The 22200-nt window shown below is 33.5% G+C and carries 25 protein-coding genes; 18 read left to right on the top strand and 7 right to left on the bottom strand.

The genetic code is table 11. From position 1 onward, the window contains the following. Window positions 1-80 precede the first annotated feature (80 nt). Window positions 81-812 carry an SDR family oxidoreductase gene (locus BW964_RS08250; protein WP_076506319.1) on the top strand — a complete coding sequence of 244 codons (732 nt, stop codon included), beginning with the start codon at window positions 81-83 and terminating at the stop codon, window positions 810-812. Window positions 813-1249: 437 nt separating this feature from the next. On the opposite strand, the gene BW964_RS08245 is transcribed toward BW964_RS08250, so the two are convergent. Next, on the bottom strand, window positions 1250-1558 hold the full coding sequence (locus BW964_RS08245) for a hypothetical protein (protein ID WP_123911926.1): 309 nt from the start codon (window positions 1556-1558) through the stop codon (window positions 1250-1252). Window positions 1559-2193: 635 nt separating this feature from the next. On the opposite strand from BW964_RS08245, the gene BW964_RS08240 reads away from it, so the two are divergent. Genes BW964_RS08240 through BW964_RS08230 form a run of 3 tightly spaced genes read left to right on the top strand, consistent with a single transcriptional unit; the run spans window position 2194 to window position 9039 of the window. Next, window positions 2194-5205: a SusC/RagA family TonB-linked outer membrane protein gene (locus BW964_RS08240; protein ID WP_076506316.1), complete on the top strand. Its 3012-nt coding sequence runs from the start codon at window positions 2194-2196 to the stop codon at window positions 5203-5205. Between the two features lie 10 nt (window positions 5206-5215). After that, window positions 5216-6604, top strand: coding sequence for a RagB/SusD family nutrient uptake outer membrane protein (locus tag BW964_RS08235; RefSeq protein WP_076506314.1), 1389 nt, complete (start codon window positions 5216-5218; stop codon window positions 6602-6604). Continuing rightward, window positions 6604-9039, top strand: coding sequence for an alpha/beta hydrolase family protein (locus tag BW964_RS08230; RefSeq protein ID WP_076506313.1), 2436 nt, complete (start codon window positions 6604-6606; stop codon window positions 9037-9039). The genes BW964_RS08235 and BW964_RS08230 overlap by 1 nt, the downstream gene beginning before the upstream one ends. 35 nt (window positions 9040-9074) lie before the next feature. On the opposite strand, the gene BW964_RS08225 is transcribed toward BW964_RS08230, so the two are convergent. Genes BW964_RS08225 through BW964_RS08215 form a run of 4 tightly spaced genes read right to left on the bottom strand, consistent with a single transcriptional unit; the run spans window position 9075 to window position 11306 of the window. Next, window positions 9075-9353 carry a DUF6520 family protein gene (locus BW964_RS08225; RefSeq protein ID WP_076506311.1) on the bottom strand — a complete coding sequence of 93 codons (279 nt, stop codon included), beginning with the start codon at window positions 9351-9353 and terminating at the stop codon, window positions 9075-9077. A gap of 46 nt (window positions 9354-9399) precedes the next feature. Then, entirely contained in the window at window positions 9400-10884 is a 1485-nt protein-coding gene (locus BW964_RS08220; protein ID WP_076506310.1) for a MauE/DoxX family redox-associated membrane protein, read from the bottom strand. A gap of 18 nt (window positions 10885-10902) precedes the next feature. Beyond that, on the bottom strand, window positions 10903-11070 hold the full coding sequence (locus tag BW964_RS22515; RefSeq protein WP_002981176.1) for a hypothetical protein: 168 nt from the start codon (window positions 11068-11070) through the stop codon (window positions 10903-10905). A 14-nt stretch (window positions 11071-11084) separates the two neighbouring features. Beyond that, on the bottom strand, window positions 11085-11306 hold the full coding sequence (locus tag BW964_RS08215) for a hypothetical protein (RefSeq protein ID WP_076506308.1): 222 nt from the start codon (window positions 11304-11306) through the stop codon (window positions 11085-11087). Window positions 11307-11581: 275 nt separating this feature from the next. Between BW964_RS08215 and BW964_RS08210 the strand changes: the two genes are divergently transcribed. From BW964_RS08210 to BW964_RS08165, 9 genes are all read left to right on the top strand, one after another. After that, on the top strand, window positions 11582-13282 hold the full coding sequence (locus tag BW964_RS08210) for a helix-turn-helix domain-containing protein (protein ID WP_076506307.1): 1701 nt from the start codon (window positions 11582-11584) through the stop codon (window positions 13280-13282). Window positions 13283-13328: 46 nt separating this feature from the next. After that, on the top strand, window positions 13329-14171 hold the full coding sequence (locus tag BW964_RS08205) for an RteC domain-containing protein (protein ID WP_076506305.1): 843 nt from the start codon (window positions 13329-13331) through the stop codon (window positions 14169-14171). 242 nt (window positions 14172-14413) lie between these two features. Next, window positions 14414-14677 carry a helix-turn-helix domain-containing protein gene (locus BW964_RS08200; RefSeq protein WP_076506304.1) on the top strand — a complete coding sequence of 88 codons (264 nt, stop codon included), beginning with the start codon at window positions 14414-14416 and terminating at the stop codon, window positions 14675-14677. Between the two features lie 16 nt (window positions 14678-14693). Next, window positions 14694-15248, top strand: coding sequence for a hypothetical protein (locus tag BW964_RS08195; protein WP_076506302.1), 555 nt, complete (start codon window positions 14694-14696; stop codon window positions 15246-15248). Beyond that, complete coding sequence (locus BW964_RS08190; protein ID WP_002981170.1) at window positions 15245-15496, top strand: DUF3853 family protein; 252 nt, start codon at window positions 15245-15247, stop codon at window positions 15494-15496. The genes BW964_RS08195 and BW964_RS08190 overlap by 4 nt, the downstream gene beginning before the upstream one ends. Before the next feature lies 1 nt (window position 15497). Beyond that, a complete protein-coding gene (locus BW964_RS08185; protein WP_076506301.1) occupies window positions 15498-16133 on the top strand; it encodes a hypothetical protein in 636 nt (211 codons plus the stop codon). Window positions 16134-16171: 38 nt separating this feature from the next. Beyond that, entirely contained in the window at window positions 16172-16393 is a 222-nt protein-coding gene (locus tag BW964_RS08180) for a hypothetical protein (protein WP_076506299.1), read from the top strand. Between the two features lie 47 nt (window positions 16394-16440). Then, entirely contained in the window at window positions 16441-17538 is a 1098-nt protein-coding gene (locus tag BW964_RS08175; protein WP_076506298.1) for a hypothetical protein, read from the top strand. A 418-nt stretch (window positions 17539-17956) separates the two neighbouring features. Further along, entirely contained in the window at window positions 17957-18790 is an 834-nt protein-coding gene (locus BW964_RS08165) for a toprim domain-containing protein (protein WP_076506296.1), read from the top strand. A gap of 55 nt (window positions 18791-18845) precedes the next feature. Here BW964_RS08165 and BW964_RS08160 read toward each other — a convergent pair whose 3' ends face one another. Together BW964_RS08160 and BW964_RS08155 are read right to left on the bottom strand one after the other, a co-directional pair. After that, window positions 18846-19397: an AAA family ATPase gene (locus BW964_RS08160; RefSeq protein WP_076506295.1), complete on the bottom strand. Its 552-nt coding sequence runs from the start codon at window positions 19395-19397 to the stop codon at window positions 18846-18848. Window positions 19398-19464: 67 nt separating this feature from the next. Then, window positions 19465-19641 (bottom strand): histone H1, encoded by a 177-nt coding sequence (locus tag BW964_RS08155; RefSeq protein ID WP_002981164.1) that lies wholly within the window; start codon window positions 19639-19641, stop codon window positions 19465-19467. Between the two features lie 659 nt (window positions 19642-20300). Between BW964_RS08155 and BW964_RS08150 the strand changes: the two genes are divergently transcribed. From BW964_RS08150 to BW964_RS08130, 5 genes are read left to right on the top strand one after another with little or no spacing between them, the layout of a single operon-like run. Further along, entirely contained in the window at window positions 20301-20699 is a 399-nt protein-coding gene (locus BW964_RS08150; RefSeq protein WP_076506294.1) for a single-stranded DNA-binding protein, read from the top strand. 12 nt (window positions 20700-20711) lie between these two features. After that, window positions 20712-20921 (top strand): hypothetical protein, encoded by a 210-nt coding sequence (locus tag BW964_RS08145; protein ID WP_002981162.1) that lies wholly within the window; start codon window positions 20712-20714, stop codon window positions 20919-20921. 16 nt (window positions 20922-20937) lie between these two features. Beyond that, entirely contained in the window at window positions 20938-21369 is a 432-nt protein-coding gene (locus BW964_RS08140) for a hypothetical protein (RefSeq protein ID WP_076506293.1), read from the top strand. A gap of 33 nt (window positions 21370-21402) precedes the next feature. Beyond that, a complete protein-coding gene (locus tag BW964_RS08135) occupies window positions 21403-21954 on the top strand; it encodes a PRTRC system protein E (RefSeq protein WP_076506292.1) in 552 nt (183 codons plus the stop codon). A gap of 17 nt (window positions 21955-21971) precedes the next feature. Then, the gene (locus BW964_RS08130) at window positions 21972-22190 is read left to right on the top strand and encodes a PRTRC system protein C (protein WP_076506291.1); all 219 of its coding nucleotides are present in this window, start codon (window positions 21972-21974) and stop codon (window positions 22188-22190) included. Window positions 22191-22200 lie beyond the last annotated feature (10 nt).

The following is a 22200-nucleotide window of genomic DNA, read 5'->3' as shown; positions in this document are numbered from 1 at the left end:
ACCATAATTTTTGTGTCTTACCACTGCTGAATATATAGATTTAAAAAAGGTCGAGAAGAAAATAATAAATCAGAATCAAATTGACAATTATCTACCTAGTAAGTCTTTCACTGGTAAATGCATTTCAAGATATAGACAAACTTTTATTTATTTCTGGAAATGATATTGTAAATCGTCTTACCCAACATAGAAACGTAGTCGATGCTGCTAAGCAAGCTGGGGTCAAGCATATCATCTACACAAGCTATGAAAGAAAGAATGAAACTGAATCATCACCTCTATTCAAAAGTGTTGGTGAATCTCATTTAAAAACTGAAGAATATTTGAAAATGAGCGGAATTAACTACACGATATTGAAAAACAATCTATATCTCGATCTCATTCCTTTTTTCATCGGTGAAGACGTCATTGAGACTGGCTCGATTTACTTCCCGGCTCAATCTGGTAATGCAGCCTTTGCTTTACGCTCTGAAATGGCAGAAGTAGCGGCAAATATTATAATATCTACTAGTCACGAAAACAAAATATATGATCTCTCCAACGCTGAAGCATACAATTTTGATGATGTTGCGAAGAGTCTTTCTGATATCACAGGGAAAAATATAGTATATACATCTCCCTCACCGCAAGAATACCAACAAATACTCTCCAATATAGGGATCCCACAAGAGTTCATCGAACTATTTTCAACTTTTGCAAAGGCCCAGGCACAGGGTGAATTAGATATAACAAGCAAAGATCTCGAAAGGTTGTTGGGTACAAGACCAACTGCATTGCAAGAGTATTTAAAATCCGTTTACACAATAAAATAGTTTATTAAAACTTAACAGACAAGAGGAGATTTATAGATTTCCTCTTTTTTTAATCTCTGGGAAAAGACCAGTTCGGCAAAACACTCATACCAAATTTTTTAGATCATATTGAACCAGTACTGTCAAGGTAAACTTTATAATAGTGAATATTTTAGTTGACATTTGCTGAGTAGAGTTTTTATTATTCTCAAGTGTACATTTTTTTATAACTATAGATTGTACAGTATTTTAATATATTTTCCCAAAAACATATCTATGAAAGCACTAAAAATCAATAGTATTTTTTCTACTATCGTAATTATTGTATTATCAATTGGTCTTTATCAAACCTAACGAGACTATAATAAAATCAAAAAAGAATATAAAGAAACAAAGGAGGTTCTACATCAATGTTGTGATAGACATTACAGAGAAATTAGTAAATCGAAGTTAAATGTTTATGCGTTTTCATTCAAATATGCTTTTATTTCCTCATCTGAAATACCGTCAAACTCTTTACCAAAATCAGTCATAGTAAATTCCATGGCTTCAATAATACTAATTAAAGTAGTAGCTTTCGGTGATGTAATACCGTTTAAAGTATCATTGATTGTTGCTTTTCGAAGGAGGGCATTAGAAGCAACGCCATGATAGCTGTAAACAACCTTATTATCCTTCCGATCTTTTTGCAGGCTTTTACCTCTCTCCAAAAGTTTTTTTATGGAAATAATGATTTTAATTTTGTAAACATTTTGTTCAGTATTCACAATTGCAATTAACAAATTCAAAAAAAAAATATCGTTACGCTATGCCGTACCGATTATTTTTGTATATTTGAAATTATTGTTGACAGATAGATATTTGTTTGTTAACTTTGCGATACTTCAAAGAATATTAGAAGCTATTGCTTAGAATCTCAATTCGAAAACTGGTACTTTTATGACACGAGATGATAAGCAGAAAGCTCACGACCTAGGCGTGGGCTCTCTTATCTGTGTCAAAGGTATACCAGTACCCCGAATTGGATAATGTAGAGTTCCCATGCCGTCTTTTTTCAATGCTGTTCGCTCATTTCTACATTACAATCTAAGCCCTGCTTACAAAATAGTATCATGCACGATACAATAGGAGGGTACAACCTATTGAGGCAATAAAATGCCAACTTGGGACAAAGATTTCATTCATATTAAATTCTTTCCGGTGCCTTGCGGTCACTGCTTGCAGAACCTCACCAGTCCTTTTTCATACCAAAGGGCATCAGGAAAGTCTTTACATTATCCACATGAATCTACGCAAAATTAAAATCAGAAAAAAAAGAAAAAGCCCCTTCCCATACAGTTTGACGACATAGGGAAAGAGCTGAAATCAGTTATTTAATTAAATTAAAAACCTTTACAAATCTATGAAAAAATCCTATTACAATATAGGAGGTATTTTCTTTGGCCTTATGCTGACAACAGTAAGCATTAATACACAGGCTCAAAAACGCGCCATTTCCGGTACAGTCACTTCATCAGATAAACCCCTTGCAGGAGTTATTATCTCTCAGGAAGGCAGTAATCAGGTAACACTTACCGGCAATAACGGAACCTACCGACTGGAGGTTAATACAGAAAATCCCATCCTATTGTTCAGACATCGTGATTATGCAGAAGTAAAAATTACAGCAAATAATCAGACCGTCGTAAATGTCAGCTTAGAACAAAAAGTAAAGGGAATCGAAGAAGTTATTCTCAACGCAGGCTACTACAGGGTAAAAGACAAAGAAAGAACCGGTAGTATCGCCAAAGTTTCAGCAAAAGATATAGAAAATCAACCTGTCACCAATGTTCTTTCAGCAGCACAGGGTAGGATGGCGGGGGTTAATATTACCCAAAGCACAGGAGTTGCAGGTGGTGGTTATGATGTGCAGATCAGAGGAAGAAACAGTCTCAGAACCTTATCCAATAGTCCTGTGGACGGAAATCAGCCTCTATATGTTTTAGACGGAGTGCCTATGGCCACATCAGTGACCTCAACATTTTCTGCACAGATTTTACCATTCAGAAATATCAACCCGTTGAACAGCATCAGTCCCAATGATATTGAAAGCCTGGAAATCTTAAAAGACGCTGATGCCACTGCTATTTATGGGAGCAGGGGAGCTAATGGTGTGATCTTAATTACAACAAAAAAAGGAAGTAAGAATAAATCCAGTATCACGGTTAATTCAAGTCTGGCTTTCAGCAGTGTAGCATCAAGAATGAAAATGATGAATACCGCAGAATACATCCAGATGAGAAAATCTGCATTTGCCAATGACAATATTTTAACGTTACCGGCTACGGCTTACGATATCAATGGTGCATGGGATCAATCCCGCTCTACCGATTGGCAGAAAGAATTAACCGGTAAAACAGCAACAACATCGAATACCAATCTGGGACTGTCGGGAGGCTCAGACGGATGGACTTACCGGATCAATGTTACCCATAATGAACAGACAACGGTTTACCCTGCTGATTATCGGTATAAGAATAATGTTTTATCAATGGGATTTACCCACAGATCAAAAGATAAAAAGCTGAATATCTCTCTTGCAAATAATTTTTCGCAGCAGTTCAATAATGTCATTAATGAAGATATGACCAATATCGGTTTATCTTTGAGTCCCAATGCTCCTGCACTTTATAATGTTGATGGTTCATTGAATTGGCAAAATAACACCTTTACCAATCCCATAGCATCAACATTGGCTACTTATCAAAACGATACCAAGCAGATCAGCAACAGTTTGAATGTGTCTTATCAGCTTTTTCCAAACATTCAATTTAACATTAATTCAGGATTCAATTACCAGAATTTTGAAGAATTTAACCTGCGACCTCACACAAGGTATAACCCTGCCTTTAACTTTACGAGCTCAAATGGGTCAAGTACCTTCACGAGTTCATTTTCCTCATTTTCATATAACGTGGAACCACAGATTACCGGGGACTTTGTGTTGGGAAGAAATAAAGTCAGTGTTCTACTGGGAGCTACTGTTAATTCTTTGGAGTCAAAACAGTCTTCTATTCAGGGTTCAGGATTTGAAAGCAATGCATTAATGATGAATATTAATGCAGCAAAAACAAAAATATTCTCGGATATTATTTCCACAGATTATAAATATATTGCAGCCTTCGGAAGAATAAACTATCAGTTTGACAGTAAGTATATTGTTAATCTTACCGCAAGAAGAGATGGTTCCAGCAGATTTGGACCCAACAATAGATTCGCCAACTTTGGAGCCATAGGAGCAGCCTGGTTATTTTACAAAGAGAACTTTTTGGCAGACAGAAAATGGTTAAGTTTTGGAAAACTGAGAGGCAGTTACGGTATTGCAGGAAGTGATAATATTGGTGATGCTCAATTCAGAGACACCTATTCAGTAGCTTCATCAAGTATTTATAATGGAGTAGTAGGGCTTGTTCCCACCAGGCTGTTCAATGGTAACTTTAGCTGGGAAAAAACAAAAAAGCTTGAATTTGCCCTTGAAACTTCATTTTTTTCTGATGCTATTGGAATGAATATCTCCTGGTTTAGAAACAGATCAGATAATCAACTCGTTGGACTTCCATTGCCAGCTACTACGGGCTTTACATCCGTTCAGGCTAACTTAGCGGCAACTGTTGAGAACAGAGGTTGGGAGTTTGAATTCAGAGCTACACCCATTAAAACCAACAATTTTACTTGGGAATCCAATTTCAATCTTACAATCCCCGAAAATCGTCTTCTAGCATTTCCTAATCTGGAAGGATCCACTTTTTCCAATCAGTATGTTGTAGGTTACAGCACATCTATTGTAAAACTGTACAATTTTACGGGCGTTAATCCACTAACGGGACTGTACTCATTTACAGATGTTAACGGAGACGGTAAAATCTCAGCCCCTGATGACAATAAAAGTATTGAAGATCTTTCAGTGAAATTTTATGGAGGGTTGTCTAACAGATTACGATATAAAAATTGGGATTTGTCCTTCTTATTCCAGTTTACAAAGCAGAGAAATTATAACTACAATAGCTATATGTCAGTTCCCGGAACGATGAATAATCAACCGCAAGTGGTTTCTGATGTGTGGTCTGTGAATAATCCAAACGGTTATTACATGCCGTACACCACTGGTGTAAATGCAACAAAAAATGCTGCGCATACCAATTTTATGAAAAGTACAGCAGCTGTTGGCGATGCATCATTTATCAGGTTAAAAAATATCCAGCTTAATTACAGACTGCCCCTTCAAAATTCTGTTATCTCTGAATTGATGATTTATGTTCAGGGTCAAAATGTTATCACATGGACAAACTATTTCGGTCTTGATCCAGAGTTTGTTGCCACAGGATATTTACCACCCTTAAGAACATGGTCCATAGGAACTCAGATTAATTTTTAAAATTAAAAAAATGAAAAATAATATATTCAATACATTGAAAAGTGTTTCAATAAGCTTAGTCCTGTTGGGATCGGTATCATGTGAAAAGTTTATCGATACAGAACTTCCCTATAATCAGATTGGGAACACTGAAGTGTTTGCAGATGTCTCATCAGCCAATGCCGCCCTGGCAGGACTGTACGCCGAACTTTGGAGCAGCTCGATGATTTCAGGAGATGCGACAGGTGGAGCAGCTATTTTGGGAACGTACACCGATGATCTCAACTGTTATTCCCCATACGTTCAGAATGGTCTTGTTGATATTTACAACAATGTACAGATTCCAAGCAATACGATTATCTACAATTTTTGGTCGAGAGCATATAAACACATTTATTATGCAAACTCAATTATTAAAGGTGTAAGGGAATCCACTTCTGTTTCACAGGCAAACAAAGATCGACTAATTGGAGAAGCAACAGTTATACGCTCTATGTTATATTTCAACTTGTCACAGATTTTTGATGACATTCCGTATACCGATACAACGGATTATGTTTACAACAGTCAATTAAAAAAGATGTCGAAGAGCCAACTTATGTCATATCTTGAAAATGATCTGAAAGGCAGCATTAGTATTCTGCATGACCAATACTCTAACCAGGAAAGAATTTACATCAATAGGAAAACGGCGGAGCTATTACTGGCAAAAGTTTTAATGATGGATGACAAATGGAGTGAAGCAGAAATTCTGTTATCCCAGATTATTCAATCACCGCTTTACACTTGGGAATCTGATTTAAGTAAGGTTTTTATTAAAACAGGAAAGCACATTTTGTGGCAGTTAAAGCCGGCGAATTCAACGGATGCGACAAAAGAATTTATCATGTTCAATTTTACAACAAGTCTGCCAACATCTTTTTCGCTGTCAGAGGCTTTAGTCAATTCTTTTGAAACAGGAGATCTAAGAAAGCAGTCTTGGATACTAGCTACTGTAATCAATCAGAAAACCTATTTCCGTCCGATGAAGTATAAGAATCCTGTCAATGCCAATTCGACCGAAGACTCCGTCATATTAAGAATTGAGGAAGCATATCTTTTATATGCTGAATGCATGGCTCAACAGAATAAACTACCTGAAGCTAAAGCAGCTGTTGACAAAATCAGACAGCGAGCAGGACTTAGTCCATTACCTTTTGGTCTTTCAAAAGATGGGGTCATTGATAAAATTATGGAAGAATCAAGACATGAGTTTTTTGCAGAAATGGGTCATCGATTCTATGATCTAAAAAGATTTAAAAAATTAACCTTGCTTCCTCTAACAAAACCCAGCTGGAAAACTTTTCACAGTGCTTTTCCTATTCCGGAAAAAGAACTGGTCATTAATCCAAATCTTAATCCACAAAATTTCGGGTACTGATGAAAACTTTTTTAATATTCATATTGTTTTTCTTAATCCAGCAAGTATTTTCTCAGGAGAAAAGTGAAATGGCATCGAGAGAAAAATATGATAACTATAACATTAATCTGAAAGATACTTCATTAGACGGCAAGTGGCTGGCATTTTACAAAGTATATGATAACAACAGTGACACGCTAGTGATCGTCAATCGAGACAATCCCGCCAAGCTATATCAGAAAGTAAAAGTTAAAGATCATAAATGGAGTAGCGACCGATTGGTTTTGAAGTATAATGACCATACAGAAGTTTTTGATTATATTAAAAATAAACAGTGGGACTTACCTGCATGTCAAAGCTTTGGTATGATCCCTAAAGATCATTTATTGGCACTATACAGTTATGACACAGTCAAGGTCTATGACTTGAAAAATGAACAGTTACTGGATACGATCGGATTAGTTTCAAAAGTCTTTTTTCATGATGATACGATTCTTATGCAAGTTAAAGATGGAAATGAGAATGACCTGGTTGAGCTAAAAAAAAGTGGGATTGGACCTTTGTACAAAACACCTCATACAATATTGAGCGTAAAGTTTCTCAAAAATCATTCTTTACTGATTTTTGAAAAAAAAGATGGAAACATTCAAGACATTGTATATTATAATGGGGTATCAAAAAAAACATTCAAGTTTGCACAAGTACTAGAGCCCCAATTTAATTCTGCTACCGGATACCAAAGAAGTGATGGAAGCATTATGATCAGTACGGAAAAGACCAAGGTCAAAAGACAGTCTTCTGATCCTGAAGTCTGGTTAACATCAGATAACAATCTTATACATAAATTTAAAAATACTGTACCAGATCAATTTCTTTGGCTGCCAGAAGAAAAAAAGATTCTTAAGTTGGGAGCTAAGAACCTGGAGAGAGTCGTAGATATCAATAATGACAAGTATTTTCTGACGTTTAGTTTTTCCGAAATGCAGGATTATACGACAAAACAGGTTTCATCAAAAGTTTACAGATTTGATCAAAGAAACGAAGAACTTGAATATGTTGATACGATAAAAGAAATCGCTTTTTACTCGCCGGGTGGTCAGTATATAATTTATAAAAAAAATAAATTTTGGAAACTGTTAAATATTAATACGTTAAAATATGCAGAGATTAATGATAACTCTTTTGCCAATGTCTATTTTACAAAAAATAACAAGATCATATTTGACGGATCGGAGGGACTTTGGGAATACGATATAAAAACAGATCATCTTAAACTCAGTTACAGAGATGAACCGGGAATTTACAAGATTCTTACCTATGACTATTCAGGTAATTTTCTAAATTACCTTTTAGAAATCAATTTTCGTAGCCGAGGCCTTAATGAGAATAGTTTTATGTTTGAAGTTTATGATCCATCTACGTTAGTGAAATCATTTTATGAGAAAACCAATACAAAATATTTACCTCTGATTAAAACTACCACTTCAAAACTGGTTTATCAGAAAACTGATATTTCAAAAAACAGTTACGTTTTTACAGAAGAAAACTATAATCTGCCTAAGCAGTTGATCACTTTGAGCAGGTCAGAAAAAAAGAAAGTAGTTTATCAGTCAAATAGAGGGGATAAGGCACAAGCGGATTTTCGAATAGAAACCATTCATTATCAAAACAGTGAGCATGCTAATCTTAAAGGGACATTGCATTATCCTCTCAATTATATTCCATCTGAACGCTATCCATTGATCGTCCATGTGTATGAGATACAAAGTGACAAACGCAATGAATATCCGGTATTTTTGGAACAAAATATAACTGAAGGCTTTGATATTCGATCTCTTTTGGAACAAGGATATTTCGTTTATATGCCTGACATTGTTTTTGATAAACGGGGAACAGGCATATCGGCACTGGACTGCGTGAATAAATCTCTTGATGCAATAAGTAGTTACAATTCAATAGATTTTGATAAGATAGGGATGATTGGTCATTCGCACGGAGGATACATCACCAATTTTATTGCAACCCATTCAAATCGATTTGCAACCTATATAGCAGGTTCAGGATATAGTGATATTGTTCGATCCTATTTTTCAATGAGTTTTCATTATATGAGTCCGCTTTATTGGCAGTATGAAAACGGACAATTTAATTTAAAAACTTCTTTTTTGGAAAATAAGGAACTTTATTTCCGCAATAATCCAATTTATTATGTGGAAAATGTTTCAAGACCCATTTTGTTATGGACAGGAAAAAAAGATCTGAATGTTGAGTGGGGGCAATCGATGGAATTTTATATCGGACTTAAGCGAAATAAAAAAGAGGCTACATTGCTCATATATCCAGAGGAAGGACATTATATAGCTTCCAGGTCGAGTTCAAAGGATCTTTTTCAAAAAACGATGGAATGGTTAGGACACCATTTGAAAGGAGAAGAAAAACCAGCATGGACAGAATAAAAATAAGAAGGATGCCGAGAGGCATCCTTCACTTTTTAATTTCTGAATAATGCCTGTCCGCATTCCGTATCACTGAGATACGACTGCATTACTTTTGGTGAACCATTGACCAATTCGGTGCAAACTGTACCACCAGTGACATCACAGTCAATTTGTCCAAATGGAATACATTTCTCATCTGGAGCAGCTGGATCAAAATGATAAGCAAAAATACTTGCTTTCTTCTCTGTTTTTGCTTTGTTTGTAGCAAAAGCACTTCCGACACCAAACACTAAGATGGCTACGGGAATCATGATTGTTTTAAGATTTCTCATAATAATTGTATTAAGATGTGCCTACGATTAAAACAGGTTTTCGGCTTTACCTGTGAAATTGCTCAAGTACCGGTTGCGCAAAATGATATTTGACAATTTCATTTCCAATGAGGATATATAAGTATTCACCAGCGATAAACATATCCTTTACTTTCTCACCATGGCGGTTGGGTACCAGAAAGCTCCCGGAATAATATTGCTGATTAATCTTATAAAAGTCAATAATGCTCGACTTATTCCACTGCATGGTTCCATCATGCACAGCTTTGGAATTTGAATTGACAAACAATAAATTATTGGTGACAAAAGCATTTTTTACACTTTGCTGAAGGGGATTCTTAATTTTCGTTGAACCGTCAGGAAGTTTTACGGTTTCGGTTTTCTGCTTTTTTTGAAAACCAATCATTTTTAACCTGTTACTATTTCTACCTTTTGTATGATCAAAAGCAACAAACTCATTTTTGTAGTAATATAAATACACTGACATTTTTGTCTGCAGGTCCGAAAGTAAAAGACCATCATTCTCAATATATCCTGCTTCATCAGTTCCCAGAAGATTATATTCCAGTTTAACATTATTGTTTTGATAATAGCCCAGTACGAAATTTTTGAATTTTGAGCTTTGGGATCTAAATAAATAGTTTCCTTCCGAAAGAACATTTAACTGATCAAAAAACATCTCATTTTCAGTCACTTTATGTAACGGGTCATTATTTGAAATCGTTCCCTTAAAAATCACTGGAACCGTGCCGTCATAGATATAATAAAAGGGTGCTTTCCATGCTATTTTCAGACTTTTAAATTGATATGATTTAGTTTCTAAAGGTATTCGATACTTTGAGAAACCGCTCAGATCTTTTTTTACAACAGTAATATTTAAAGGTGCGGTTGTGTTGCCGAGGTAAAGATTATGAGAATCATCTCCCATAAAATAAAAAGAATTATAATCAATATTGAGATGAGTTTCTTTTTCTACTGCATGCGGTATGTATCTTCTTGTGAAATTATTATTTTTTCTTATTTGTTTTTCAGACTGAAAATATAAAAGGCTAACCGACAGTGAGCTGATGAATATTACCACTACAGGTCTTGAAATAAACTTAATTGCCTTTTGACCTTGGTGTCTTTCAGCCAGTACAATGGCAAAACCTGCAATAATTACACATATCCCATTAAAGATTAAATGGGATCTCCATCCCATATTTTCCAAAATTCCACCACAGGAGCACGGAACAAACTCACTATACTCGAGAATTAGGTAAATATACATCGTAAAAGCAGACATCAGTCCAAGCGAAAAGTATAAGCCTAAAATTCTTTTTGCAGGAATCATTAGAAAAAACACCGCTATAAATTCTATAACTATTGTAAAATAGGATATGCTTCCAGCATAGACGCTAAGCAGAGGAGACTGGGCAATCTGTGACTGAAAGTTTTCAAAATCCAGTACTTTACTCACACTTGCATAAATAAAAAGGATGGCAAAAAAATACGAAACAGCAGTAATACAATAAATTTGAAAATTTTTCATGATATATAGTTTTTTTGATTACTGTTCAGTTAAAAGTTTCCATCGAACTTTATGACCGCAATAATCCGGCATAAGCTCGCCTTTAAAAAGGGCAATGGTTGTTTTAAAATTCCCCATACTTTCCCAAATGCCACTCGCCGGACATGGTAAGCCTGTTGCAATTGATATATAGGTATGAGGAATCATAGGTTGTAAATTGATTAATTGCTTGGCTTTATTCTCCAATTATCTCCATCTCTTACTGGGGGATCAGGATCTATTATTTGCTGTGCTGTTTTTGCAGAATCATATCTCATCTGTAGATTATTTTTTATTTCAAATTTTTCATTATTAGTTGAGATGATATCTTCATCTCTCTGGACACAGCTTTGAGATAAAACTGATCCAATCATTATGCTCAAAAATGGGATAAACTTTTTCATTTTATAAATTTTTGTTGATTATCCCGACGTCGGATTATGTAGAATTCTGAAGCCAAAGTTATCTGGCAAGTGCCTAGAAAAAAACTGCATTACGGTACTATTTTAAAATAGTGACGTCACTATTTTAGAATAGTACCATGTGATTTTCAATGATAATGTATTATTAATCAGACTTATGTACGTTTTGCGTTTAAAATGCTTGTAAACTGATAAAATAGATAGTGTTTATAGGCAAATTGCGTAATTTTGGAATGGTGAGGCTCTAATAATAGCATATGAAAAAGTTAAATTACTTTCTCGTCTTCATTTTTGCATTTTCTCAACACATATTTTCACAGCAAAAAAAAGAGAGAACCTTCTGGGAAATCAGAAAAAATTATCAAAAAATGACCATTGACGACATTCGCGCAATGCCATACGTTAAGGACTATATTCAAAAATCTAAGAGACAGAATAACTTGCCAAAACTCATCCAAGGATATAGGGACGGTAGGCAATTTGATTTTGCTAACAAAATGAAATATGCCGACAGCGCGTTGGCGGCAAGTATTAAATATAAAAACAACGATGATATTAGCAAAGATTACTTAAGCAAAGGAATCATTTATTACTTCTATCAAAAAAAATATAAACTGGCTTTGAATGAATATTTAAAGGCATATAAATATTCAAAGGATTCAAAAGATGAGTACCATTATTATAAAGTTTTATATCATCTTGGAATAGTTAAAGAACATTTAGGCTATTATGACGAGGCTTTAGAACATTTTTCAAATTGCGCAGAGTTCTACAGCACCAAAATGAACAGTAAAATGCACGAGAATATACTTTTCAACTATAAAAAAGCTTATTATAACTCACTGCATCAGATGACAATAGTAAACCGATATCTGAAAAATTTTTTGAAAAGCGACAGTTTAATCAATCTCGGATATCATCTGACACGAAATGATGGTGATTTTCTTATTGAAAATAGTTACTTTCTTAAGTGTAGGGGAATTTCAAAATTTCATAAAAAGGATTATTCGGGAGCAAAATTAGATTTAGAGCAGGCACTTCCGATATTGTTGCAAAGAAATGATTTTGCATGGACCTCGGTAATTTATTATTATCTTGGAAAGATATCAGAAGTAAGAAATCAGTTACCCAATACTATAAAATATTATGGCGCAATCGATTCAATATTCGAAAAACAACAATTTATATTTCCTGAGATCTACAGGGGTTACAATTATCTAATTAGCTATTATAAGGACAAGGATCTTAATAAGCAGCTTTATTACACAAATCAGCTTTTAAAAGCTGACAGTTTGGTTACAAAAGATTATCCTTATTTATCAAATAAGTTGCATAAGGATTACGACCGAAATACTCTAATACAAGAAAAAGAAAAAATTGAGACAACTGGACGAAATAATATGTTGTTTGCAAATATTCTTATTGTAACGGGATCACTTGCATTTACAATTCTTTCCTACAAATATATAAAAGACCAAAAAATAAAAAAGCAGTATGATTTACTTCAAAAGAGAATTGCTGAAGGTAACAATGTGCTTTTGGACAAAAAAGTAGATGAAGCAGATGATAATTTGTTAAAAAAGAGTTTACTCACTCCTGAATTGTCCCATGAAATTAGAATAAAGTTGGACAAGTTTGAGAAGGAACTCCAATTTACCAAGCGTTTAACTCAAAATAGCTTAGCCGCTAAACTCAATACTAATTCACGATATTTATCGGCTTATATTAATGAGAATAAAGGTGTAAATTTTAATAAGTATATTGCTGGATTACGGATTAATTATATTACAACTTTATTAAACAGTAATAATAAATACTTAAATTTTACAATAGAGGCTTTAGCAGAGGAGTGCGGTATTGTGGCTAGACAAAACTTTTCAAAGCTTTTCTTCGAGATTAATGGGATTCGTCCAGCGGATTACATAAAAAAGCGAAAACAAGAGCTCGGTTTAAGTTGAAAATGGCTCCAGTAAACGTTTTTTTGTAAATTTCTTGAAAAAGGACATGGTAACAAATACTATTTTTAGAGAAATTACTCAATTACATGATGAGTTAGAATCAGAGATTAATAAAGTTTATAAAGAAGATAATGATGTCGTCAAACTCGCTGAAAAATCTTTGATTCTCATTGATAACGCTGTGCGAAAAGTTAAAGAAATGATTTCATCCCATCATTTTGATACAATTGCTCAAGAAATACATTTTTTCAAGAAAATAAAACCGAAGTTTATTTCAAAATTTATTTATCATTCAACAATCCTTGATATTGAATCTCATAAACCTAATGCAGGAATTAAAATTATCAAAGAATATTATGAAGCTGAGCAAGAAAAGTTAAAAAATTTTTATACTGAACAATCCGAATTTTACAGTTATTATCGTCGTGATGCCACCTATTTGGATCATAAGATATTTGTGAGGAATTCTTATGATTTAAAAATGAAGCTATCTTTTGGCTTTTACAATTTCGATACAAGTTTTACAACATCTCACGATCACCTCGTAGCAAGATTTATTGCCAATCAGTTATTTGATGAATATTTAAAAGAGTCAATAGCAAATTTAAGTGAAAACCGCAGCAATAAAATTTTATCACCACTAGTATGGTCTGCATCGAAAGTTAGTCTAACTGAATTACTATTTGCTCTACATCTTAGTAACTGTTTTAATGCAGGTCACACCGAATTATCCGAAATTTTTAGATGGGCAGAAAAATCATTTGACATTAGTTTAGGGAACTATCATAAAACTTTAGGCGAAATAAGGCTAAGAAAAACCGATCGGTCAAAATTTCTGAATTTACTCCGACAAAATCTAAATCAGCATCTGGATGATTTAGACATCTAATTTATTTTTCGGTTGTACGACAAACTACCGAAAAATATCGTAATACAAATATTCAGAGAATTTACAAATATTCTGAGGTAAGCGTGCGCTTAATTATTAAAGATATGTGCTATAATAGCTACTGCTAAGAAAGGTTAAAACAACCTTTTTATATAAAAAAAATCTTTCGGTAGTACCGACAAACTACCGAAAGATATTTTGCGTGATTTTGAAATTTTGTCAAACAAAACAATTTTCAAATTATGGCAATATCCATTCTTACCAAGGAAGACCTTCAGCAGTTTAAAATTGAATTGCTGGAAGCTATCAAAGAACTATTACAAGGTAATACTACAGAACAAAAATTATGGCTTCGCACCTCTGAAGTCAAGAAGATGCTTAATATTTCTTCAGGCACATTACAAAATCTAAGAATAAGTGGTACACTTTCTTATAGTAAAATAGGAGGGACGCTGTACTACAATTACAAGGATATTGAGAAACTATTGAAAGATTTTAAACATTAATTGATAGTCAACAATTATGGAGCAATCTAAAAATATCATCAGTTTCTTTGGCTCTTTTATTCAGGATAGCCGCATGTATCCTTCACATATCAGCCTATATGTTTCGCTTTTCCAATTGTGGAGTTCAAGCAAATTTCAAAATCCCTTTCGTGTTTGTCGCGAAGAATTAATGAAGCTAAGTAAAATTAAATCTTTTGCAACCTACCATAAATGTATTAGTGAGATACATAATGCAGGATTTATTAATTATTCGCCGAGCTATAATTCTTACGAAGGAAGCTCGATTGAAATTATTGATTTTGAAAGTGTAGATAAGAACAAAAATGAATTAAGCTTGGAAGAAAAAACCTTGCAAGAGGAAATAATTAATTTTTCTGTACCAGCGCTATATGAGATTGAAATGTATTTCAATGAGCGGGATGTAGTATCTGAAGAAGCGTGTCAATTTTATTCATTGTATCAATCTAAGGATTGGAGGTTGACAAATGATAAACCAATGAAATGCTGGAAATCAGCTGCAAGAAATTGGATTTCGAAAATGAAAAACAGCAATCAAAACCAGAACCTATGAAAGAAATAAATCTTAAAACTCCAATGTGGAAATTAACTGTTGGAGAGTTTTTAGAAATTTCAAAAGACTTCATATTTCAACAAAAATACGAATATGGATTAAAGGGATTGGCAAAAATTCTGGGATGTTCTATTTCAAAAGCTTCTGAAATAAAATCATCTGGAATATTGGATGAAGCCATTATCCAAAAGGGTAATATAATCATTATTGACATTGAGAAAGCTTTGGAGCTTTTCGCCCAGAAGTAATATGTATTACCTTGAATTAATACAACGATTTTGGGATTTTAATAAGATCGTCAAAATAAGTCCTACTGAGATTGCTTTGTATTTTTACTTGCTTAAAATTGGTTTTGAAAAAGACCGCTATGATTTTAAAATCTCTGATGTGGAATTAGCAAGAGAGTTGGGTCTGACGAGAGTTACCATAAAAGCTTCAAAAGATAAGCTCAAAAACAGAGGATTAATACAATTTCAGACCAGCAATGGGCTTCCTTGCTACTATCGTTTACTTTTAGATTATTCTTTTGAGATTGAACCGGAAAAAGAAGTTATAAAACAAGATTCTGATACGGAAAACTTACAAAAAACAGTAATTCTAGAAATCTCTCAAATCATTGAAAACCTAGCCAATGAAAGTACCATCATCCCTTCTTGGGAAGAATTTATCAGTTATGCAAAGACGTTGCAAAGCTATGATTCGCCAATGGATTTTTCCATTGAGAAAAAATATAAAAGCTGGGTTGATAAAGGATGGAAAAATGCATTTAATCGTCCAATCAGTAATTGGAAAGCAACACTAAAAAGTACACTGCCTTATATGAATAATTCAAATGAAGACAATCCAATTTCATTAAAAGATATTCCAAATATAAAGCGCCCCTAACTCAGAATTAATATCATTAAATCAAATTTCAAAAAGTAATGGGTAAAAAAGAAATTACAATATCAGATTTAAAACCTGGACAAAAGGTTATTATCAATGGTATGCTTGCAGAATATAAAGGTATCCAAAAAGTGCGAATTTTCAATTTGGGTAAAGCTGACAAAAGAGTTTTTAAAGGAGAAGGAGTTAATATTTTTAAATATTACAGCTTAGCTGATGGCTCGAAAACGCTTAAAAGTGAAAAAATTAAATTGATTTAGTCCTGCCAGTCAATTTGAAATGTAATTAGATTAAATCATACAATAGAATGGCTAATCCAGATAAGGATTTTCGATTAATCCGTAAAAAATTTGAAGTTAAGAATGAATTCAGTCAGGAAAGAATACGAATAGGAAATCGTTTTGTTGATGATTTTATTTTCGATGATAACGAAGCTGCAGATATTCCGATTAATGCACTTCGTGTTATTTTTAATATTATTTCCATTATCAGTAATGAACAGTTTCGTCCGGAAGACCGACCTAAACAACTATCGCTTTTTGATGAAGAGTTTGAAACGGACAATAATATTTTTGCTTCCATTAGAATAAGAAATAGTAAAATTTCACCAAGTGGTTCAACACAACAAGTCGTTGATGCATATGAGTTTCTGGCACGATTCAAAATGGGTTGGTATAAATCTTTGAACTCGAAAGGGAAAGAAATAAAAACTTTCGGTGGGTTGATTTCTACACCCAGTTATGATAAACGAGGTTACACTACATTTTTAGTCAGCAGCTATTGGCTTAAGAAACTGTTGGTCATTCCTGAATACAACTACGTTTTATATAATTTGGTATACAGTGTAAGAAACAACAAACATATTATTTTTGCCATCTGGCTTTCAAAAATACCTGAAAATGGAACAGTTCTGAAGCTATCGACTTTGAACAAAAAATTTGGACTTAATTACAAAACAGCCAATGATTTTTGTTTTAAATTTCTAAAACCTGTAAGAATCAATTTGGATAAATACAATAGTTTGTCTTTCAACTACAAATACAAAGGTGAATCTATTTTTATAATTCCCTACAAAACCAGAATTACTTCAGTTGATTTAATCATCGAAAACTCTCAAAAAACGTCTGAAGTCACTAAAAGGTTAAGCTATTTTCGAAAGAGATTTGGTTTACAGGAAAGTACAATGAAACAATTTTTTCATCAATACCGAAACATTCCACAAAACCGAATATTGATAGAGAAAGCTTTTACAAGATTCATTAAAATCTGCAGATTGAGAAAAGTTAAGTCTGTCGTATTTCAAGGGATAGCATTTTTACAAGAAATTCAGAAGCTGATTATAGAAATATATCAGGAGAGTAGGACAGGTAAATTGATTCCCAATGGTTACCCCATAATACTTTGAAATCGGAATTGCGCTCATTCGGATTTCGGAATTACGGTAGCTGGAGTTAATGAAACCTTAAAAAATGATAGCTTCATTCTTTGTTTTCGGAATTGCGCTCATTTCAATTTTTTTAGTGGGGCTAAAATTATTGGTTATCATTAAAATCGTGACTAACTGAGAGAATTTATAAACAATTACAAAAGGCATTTCGGAATTGCACTCATTCCAGAATCTGCCTTTTTTCGGATTTGTGCTCATTTCAATTTCGGAATTGCACTCATTTTAAATTCGGAATTGCACTCATTCGAAAAATACTTGAAATCCTTTGTGGTAAGACGATATGGCGATTTACTAAAAGTATATTAAAAGATGATAAAAGGTTTTTTTTATCTAAAAGGAATGTGAAGATGAAAAATTTGCTTTAAAAAGAAAAAAAATGAATTGCGAAGAAATTAAACAAAAAATAGGAATCAGAACTGTTCTGGAATCGTTCAACTTATTTCCGTCCAAAGAAAACAGAAGAACAGCTTTTTACTTTGCAATTGACAGAGAAGAGAGGACACCCAGTTTATCTGTTGATTTTGTAAAAAACAAGGCATTTGATTTCGGAACTGGCAAAAGCTATGATGTGATTTCAATTGTGCAGCAAATTAATCAATGTTCTGTTTCTGATGCTTTGAAATACTTAACAAGGTTTGACTTTTCTCTTCAGAATGATATTCAGAAATTTGAGTCTAATCAGGAAGTGGAATACGAAATCTTAAAAACGAGTGAAATTAGGCACTTTGCATTAGTTCAGTATTTAACATCACGAAGAATTTATGAGCAAAAGTATTGGGTCAAAGAGATTCATTACAAAATGAATGGCAAAAAGTATTTTGGAATAGGCTTTTTAAATGACTCTGGTGGTTTCGAAATACGAAACAAATATTCTAAAATCTGTTTGGGTAAGAAAGATGTTACATTAATAAAAACTCAAAATAATAACTGTGATGAAATTGCAATCTTTGAAGGCTTTTTCGATTACCTTACTTACAGAAATATGGAAAAAGAACAAAGCTCAGATTATCTGATTCTCAATTCTACATCAATGCTTTTTAAAGTTGAAAACGAATTGAAGAAGTATGATAAAATCTCATTGTTTTTAGATAATGACTCCAATGGAAAATCTGTCAAGTCTAAAATTGAAAAACGATACAAAAATGTAGAAGACTGTTCCGTGATTTATGAGTCGTATAATGATTTGAACGAGTGGTACTGCAACATTTAGAGGGTGTTTTTTATTTAAATATTACGGGGAAAATTATGGAGAAAATAAAATTATTTCAAATATTACTGAAAATGAAGTCGCATCTTTTGTCGGTAGTTTCCTTAGGAACTTCAATAACTTTATAACCAAAATTTGTATAAGTCTGTTTCATTAAATCAAAAGTATATACTGCCTCTTTCCAGGTTTGTTTCCTTTCATTATCTGTCTCGTAGATGTCTAACCAAGGTGGCAGGATAAATACTTTTTGATTATATGGATTAGAGCGTACAACAGCAAGTAGCTCATCAGATACAGTAATGTTCTCCATTTCCATATAGCAAATTGAATCCAAAATTCCTCTATCAAAGAAAACTGTTTTATCCAAAACTTCGCTTGTTACTTTTTGATAAGTTTTTAAAGAAGCCTCAAACATCAACTCCGCATATAAAATTTTATTCTTCCACGGCAGTCCTTCACCATTAATCTGCATCTGTTGTTTAATAATTTGGCGGGCATCTTCAGGAATGACACGTTTTCCCTTAATTTCAAGTGCATTTAGTAAAGTTGTCTTTCCAGCTCCAGGTCCGCCGGTAATAACAAATAGATGTTGGGATTTATTTTTGAGCATAGATTTTTATTTTGGTATTCAAAAACAAATCCCAACTGAAAAGCTGGGATTTATTTTTTATCAATTATTATTTCTTAGATTCTTCAACAGAGATTTTTCTAAAGTCTTTAAATAATTTACTTAGTTCCAAAGCAGATTTTCTTGCTCTAGTTCCAGCTGCTTTGTTTCCTTTTTCAACTTGTTGGTTTGCTTCTGTAGTGAACGCCTCAAATTCTGCGTTGATTTTTTCGATAAGTTCTTTCATAATGTATGTTTATATATTTAATAAGACCGCAAATATAAATTTTTATTCCTTTTTATAAGCACTTTTAAGCCTATATGCAAATTTTTTATAGAATGATAAATCATCAAACTATTTGAATTTCATTTTACAAAAGTCAGAATGTGAAAACCGGTTTTTTCTAATGGATTCTCCTTTGTTTTTCGTTGACAAAAACGTCATTGAACCAATTCATAACTGTGGTTTGTGCTTTTTACTATTGCAAATGTAGGACAGCATCATTCACTCAAAAAAATCTTTTTGGGTTTCTACAAAAATTCTTTCCATTTCATTCCAATAATTTTTCCAGACACTCCTAAATCCTTCGGACAAAATGATTTCAAGCCCGATTCACTACTGTAATCCATTACGGGAAGTGAATCGGGTTTTGTATGCCTGATGCTTTCCTATAATCATCGGCAAAGAAAAAGCCGGAACCTCAGTTATACGAATCAATTCAACTCAAGACGTTCTTTGACATCAACGAAAAAACAAATGGAAAAACAACAAAATATACTGTTTTTCAAAACTTAAATATAAAAAATAGAGCCGAGTGTCCTCGATACCAAATCAAATCACTCAGAATTTAAAATCAAAACAATCAAGAATTAAAAAAAAATTTTAACAAAATAAATCGAAACATTATGAGTACAATTATCGGTCGAGTTACCAAAAACGCAGAAATCAGCATTTTAAAAAATGACAAACAAGTAGTTAATTTTTCAGTAGCCATCAATGACAGCTACAAAAATAGACAAGGAGAAATGGTGGAGCAGACCACTTATTATAATTGCGCATATTGGCAAAGTCCTAATGTCGCAAAATCTTTAACTAAGGGAACTTTGGTTGAACTATCAGGCAGAACAAGTTCAAATGCGTGGATAGGCAAAGACGGAGAGATAAAGTCTGGACTGAATTTTCATACTTCCAACATCAAGTTTCACGGAGGAGGAAAACGAGAAGATGTACAAAACGTTGTGACTGAAAAAACACAAGAAAAAAAAACATTTGCAGAAGATACAGACGACGATCTACCATTCTAATTAGTGAAATTTATGGAAGCACAATTTAATTTTCAGATAAAGCAGAAAAAAGACAAACGAGGATGGGAAGACATAGAAGTTTATTATCTCACCGAATGTGACAGAACTACAGCAGTACGATATGCTAGAAAGATTTCCAAGATCTTTAAATCAGAAATCCGATTAACACAAGGGGCAGAACCTCTAAAAGTAAGTGGAACTTATATCTACGAAACCAATTAACAAGAAAAATTAGAAAATGAAAAAATCAATCAAACCAACCGAATATTTTTTAATAAAAGCAAAGAGCGAATGGGACGACTGTGATTTTGCAATTATACATATCACCGAAGAATGGAAAGAAATCCAAAAGAACAGATTGGAAGTTGTGAAAATTGTGAAAAATGATTCTGATTTGAAATGGCTCAACTATGAAGATGTCAAAGTTGAGTTTTTCAAATTCTCTAAAGAAAACTACCCTCAAATTGAAGAATGGCTTTCAGAAAAAAATCAATTTTTCGTCGAATTGGAAAAAGATGATTTGAAACAACTTTTACAACCCGAACACGATTTGCACAACCGTCAAATGCAAGTTTTTAAGAGCGGAAATGCCATCTACAACGCATTCGGAAAACACACAAGCGAAGAATTTTTTACAGAAGAATTTTCATTGGAGGAACTCACAAAATAATTTATAGATTCAAAATTTCACATCATAACAATTATGCAGACCAATTTTTTCAGACATATCGCAAAAATGGACTTAACGGGAGATTTGCAAATCACACTTCGTCCAACGACTGAAAATTGCTTTGTTCTTTCCATACTGCTCAGTAATGAGCAGTGTGGAGACGAAGCAAGGAAATTGATTCCACCTCTCAATCTTCGTGGAACAGCAGAGGAACTCGATAACGGTTTTTTTGAACAAATAACGACACCATTGCAAACCGCTTCGGGATTGATGGTGGATATGGAAGCTTTTATGAAGCAACTTGAAGAAGTTAAAAAGAAATCGGCAATGGAAAAGGAAAAGACGGACAAGGAAAAAAAGGAAAAAGATACCAAAGAAAAAAAGTATAAAGAAGCATTGCAAAAAGCCGAAGAACTTGAAAAAGAGGGAAAATATAAAGATGCTTGGACAGCACTTCCAAAAGCATCAGATTATCCCGACTTCGCCGAAGTTATCCGCGGTAAACAAGACGAGTACTCCAAATTTCTTGCCCCCAATCTTTTTACTGAAAGCAATGACAACAATGTACCAATTGAAACTACCTAACCTTAAAAATCTTAAAAATGTTACTTGCAACACTATTAGAACGAGTTTTTGTTTTGAAAGACAATGGACACGAAATAAAACTTACAGACCCCGAACCTAAATGGAGTGTAGAAGCTGTGATGAATTTTTACGCCAATACTTACCCAATATTAACCACTGCAAAAGTTTCAGCACCGCAGATTAAAGATGATACTATACAGTACAAATTTGAAAGTGTAATGGGGACTAAGGGATAGATAAATATTG

It is taken from the genome of Chryseobacterium shigense, assembly GCF_900156575.1.
Lineage (GTDB): Bacteria > Bacteroidota > Bacteroidia > Flavobacteriales > Weeksellaceae > Chryseobacterium > Chryseobacterium shigense.
The sequence above is the reverse complement of the archived record's forward strand: the minus strand, read 5'-3'. Positions and strand labels throughout refer to the sequence as shown.

Bases quoted from the DNA above. Each gene is read 5' to 3' on its own strand.
- BW964_RS08225 (WP_076506311.1), bottom strand. From the start codon at position 9,353: ATGAGAAATCTTAAAACAATCATGATTCCCGTAGCCATCTTAGTGTTT.
- BW964_RS08180 (WP_076506299.1), top strand. From the start codon at position 16,172: ATGGGTAAAAAAGAAATTACAATATCAGATTTAAAACCTGGACAAAAG.
- BW964_RS08220 (WP_076506310.1), bottom strand. From the start codon at position 10,884: ATGAAAAATTTTCAAATTTATTGTATTACTGCTGTTTCGTATTTTTTT.
- BW964_RS08200 (WP_076506304.1), top strand. From the start codon at position 14,414: ATGGCAATATCCATTCTTACCAAGGAAGACCTTCAGCAGTTTAAAATT.
- BW964_RS08130 (WP_076506291.1), top strand. From the start codon at position 21,972: ATGTTACTTGCAACACTATTAGAACGAGTTTTTGTTTTGAAAGACAAT.
- BW964_RS08150 (WP_076506294.1), top strand. From the start codon at position 20,301: ATGAGTACAATTATCGGTCGAGTTACCAAAAACGCAGAAATCAGCATT.
- BW964_RS08240 (WP_076506316.1), top strand. From the start codon at position 2,194: ATGAAAAAATCCTATTACAATATAGGAGGTATTTTCTTTGGCCTTATG.
- BW964_RS08205 (WP_076506305.1), top strand. From the start codon at position 13,329: ATGGTAACAAATACTATTTTTAGAGAAATTACTCAATTACATGATGAG.
- BW964_RS08210 (WP_076506307.1), top strand. From the start codon at position 11,582: ATGAAAAAGTTAAATTACTTTCTCGTCTTCATTTTTGCATTTTCTCAA.
- BW964_RS08175 (WP_076506298.1), top strand. From the start codon at position 16,441: ATGGCTAATCCAGATAAGGATTTTCGATTAATCCGTAAAAAATTTGAA.
- BW964_RS22515 (WP_002981176.1), bottom strand. From the start codon at position 11,070: ATGATTCCTCATACCTATATATCAATTGCAACAGGCTTACCATGTCCG.
- BW964_RS08195 (WP_076506302.1), top strand. From the start codon at position 14,694: ATGGAGCAATCTAAAAATATCATCAGTTTCTTTGGCTCTTTTATTCAG.
- BW964_RS08160 (WP_076506295.1), bottom strand. From the start codon at position 19,397: ATGCTCAAAAATAAATCCCAACATCTATTTGTTATTACCGGCGGACCT.
- BW964_RS08140 (WP_076506293.1), top strand. From the start codon at position 20,938: ATGAAAAAATCAATCAAACCAACCGAATATTTTTTAATAAAAGCAAAG.
- BW964_RS08230 (WP_076506313.1), top strand. From the start codon at position 6,604: ATGAAAACTTTTTTAATATTCATATTGTTTTTCTTAATCCAGCAAGTA.
- BW964_RS08235 (WP_076506314.1), top strand. From the start codon at position 5,216: ATGAAAAATAATATATTCAATACATTGAAAAGTGTTTCAATAAGCTTA.
- BW964_RS08145 (WP_002981162.1), top strand. From the start codon at position 20,712: ATGGAAGCACAATTTAATTTTCAGATAAAGCAGAAAAAAGACAAACGA.
- BW964_RS08185 (WP_076506301.1), top strand. From the start codon at position 15,498: ATGTATTACCTTGAATTAATACAACGATTTTGGGATTTTAATAAGATC.
- BW964_RS08155 (WP_002981164.1), bottom strand. From the start codon at position 19,641: ATGAAAGAACTTATCGAAAAAATCAACGCAGAATTTGAGGCGTTCACT.
- BW964_RS08165 (WP_076506296.1), top strand. From the start codon at position 17,957: ATGAATTGCGAAGAAATTAAACAAAAAATAGGAATCAGAACTGTTCTG.
- BW964_RS08135 (WP_076506292.1), top strand. From the start codon at position 21,403: ATGCAGACCAATTTTTTCAGACATATCGCAAAAATGGACTTAACGGGA.
- BW964_RS08190 (WP_002981170.1), top strand. From the start codon at position 15,245: ATGAAAGAAATAAATCTTAAAACTCCAATGTGGAAATTAACTGTTGGA.
- BW964_RS08215 (WP_076506308.1), bottom strand. From the start codon at position 11,306: ATGAAAAAGTTTATCCCATTTTTGAGCATAATGATTGGATCAGTTTTA.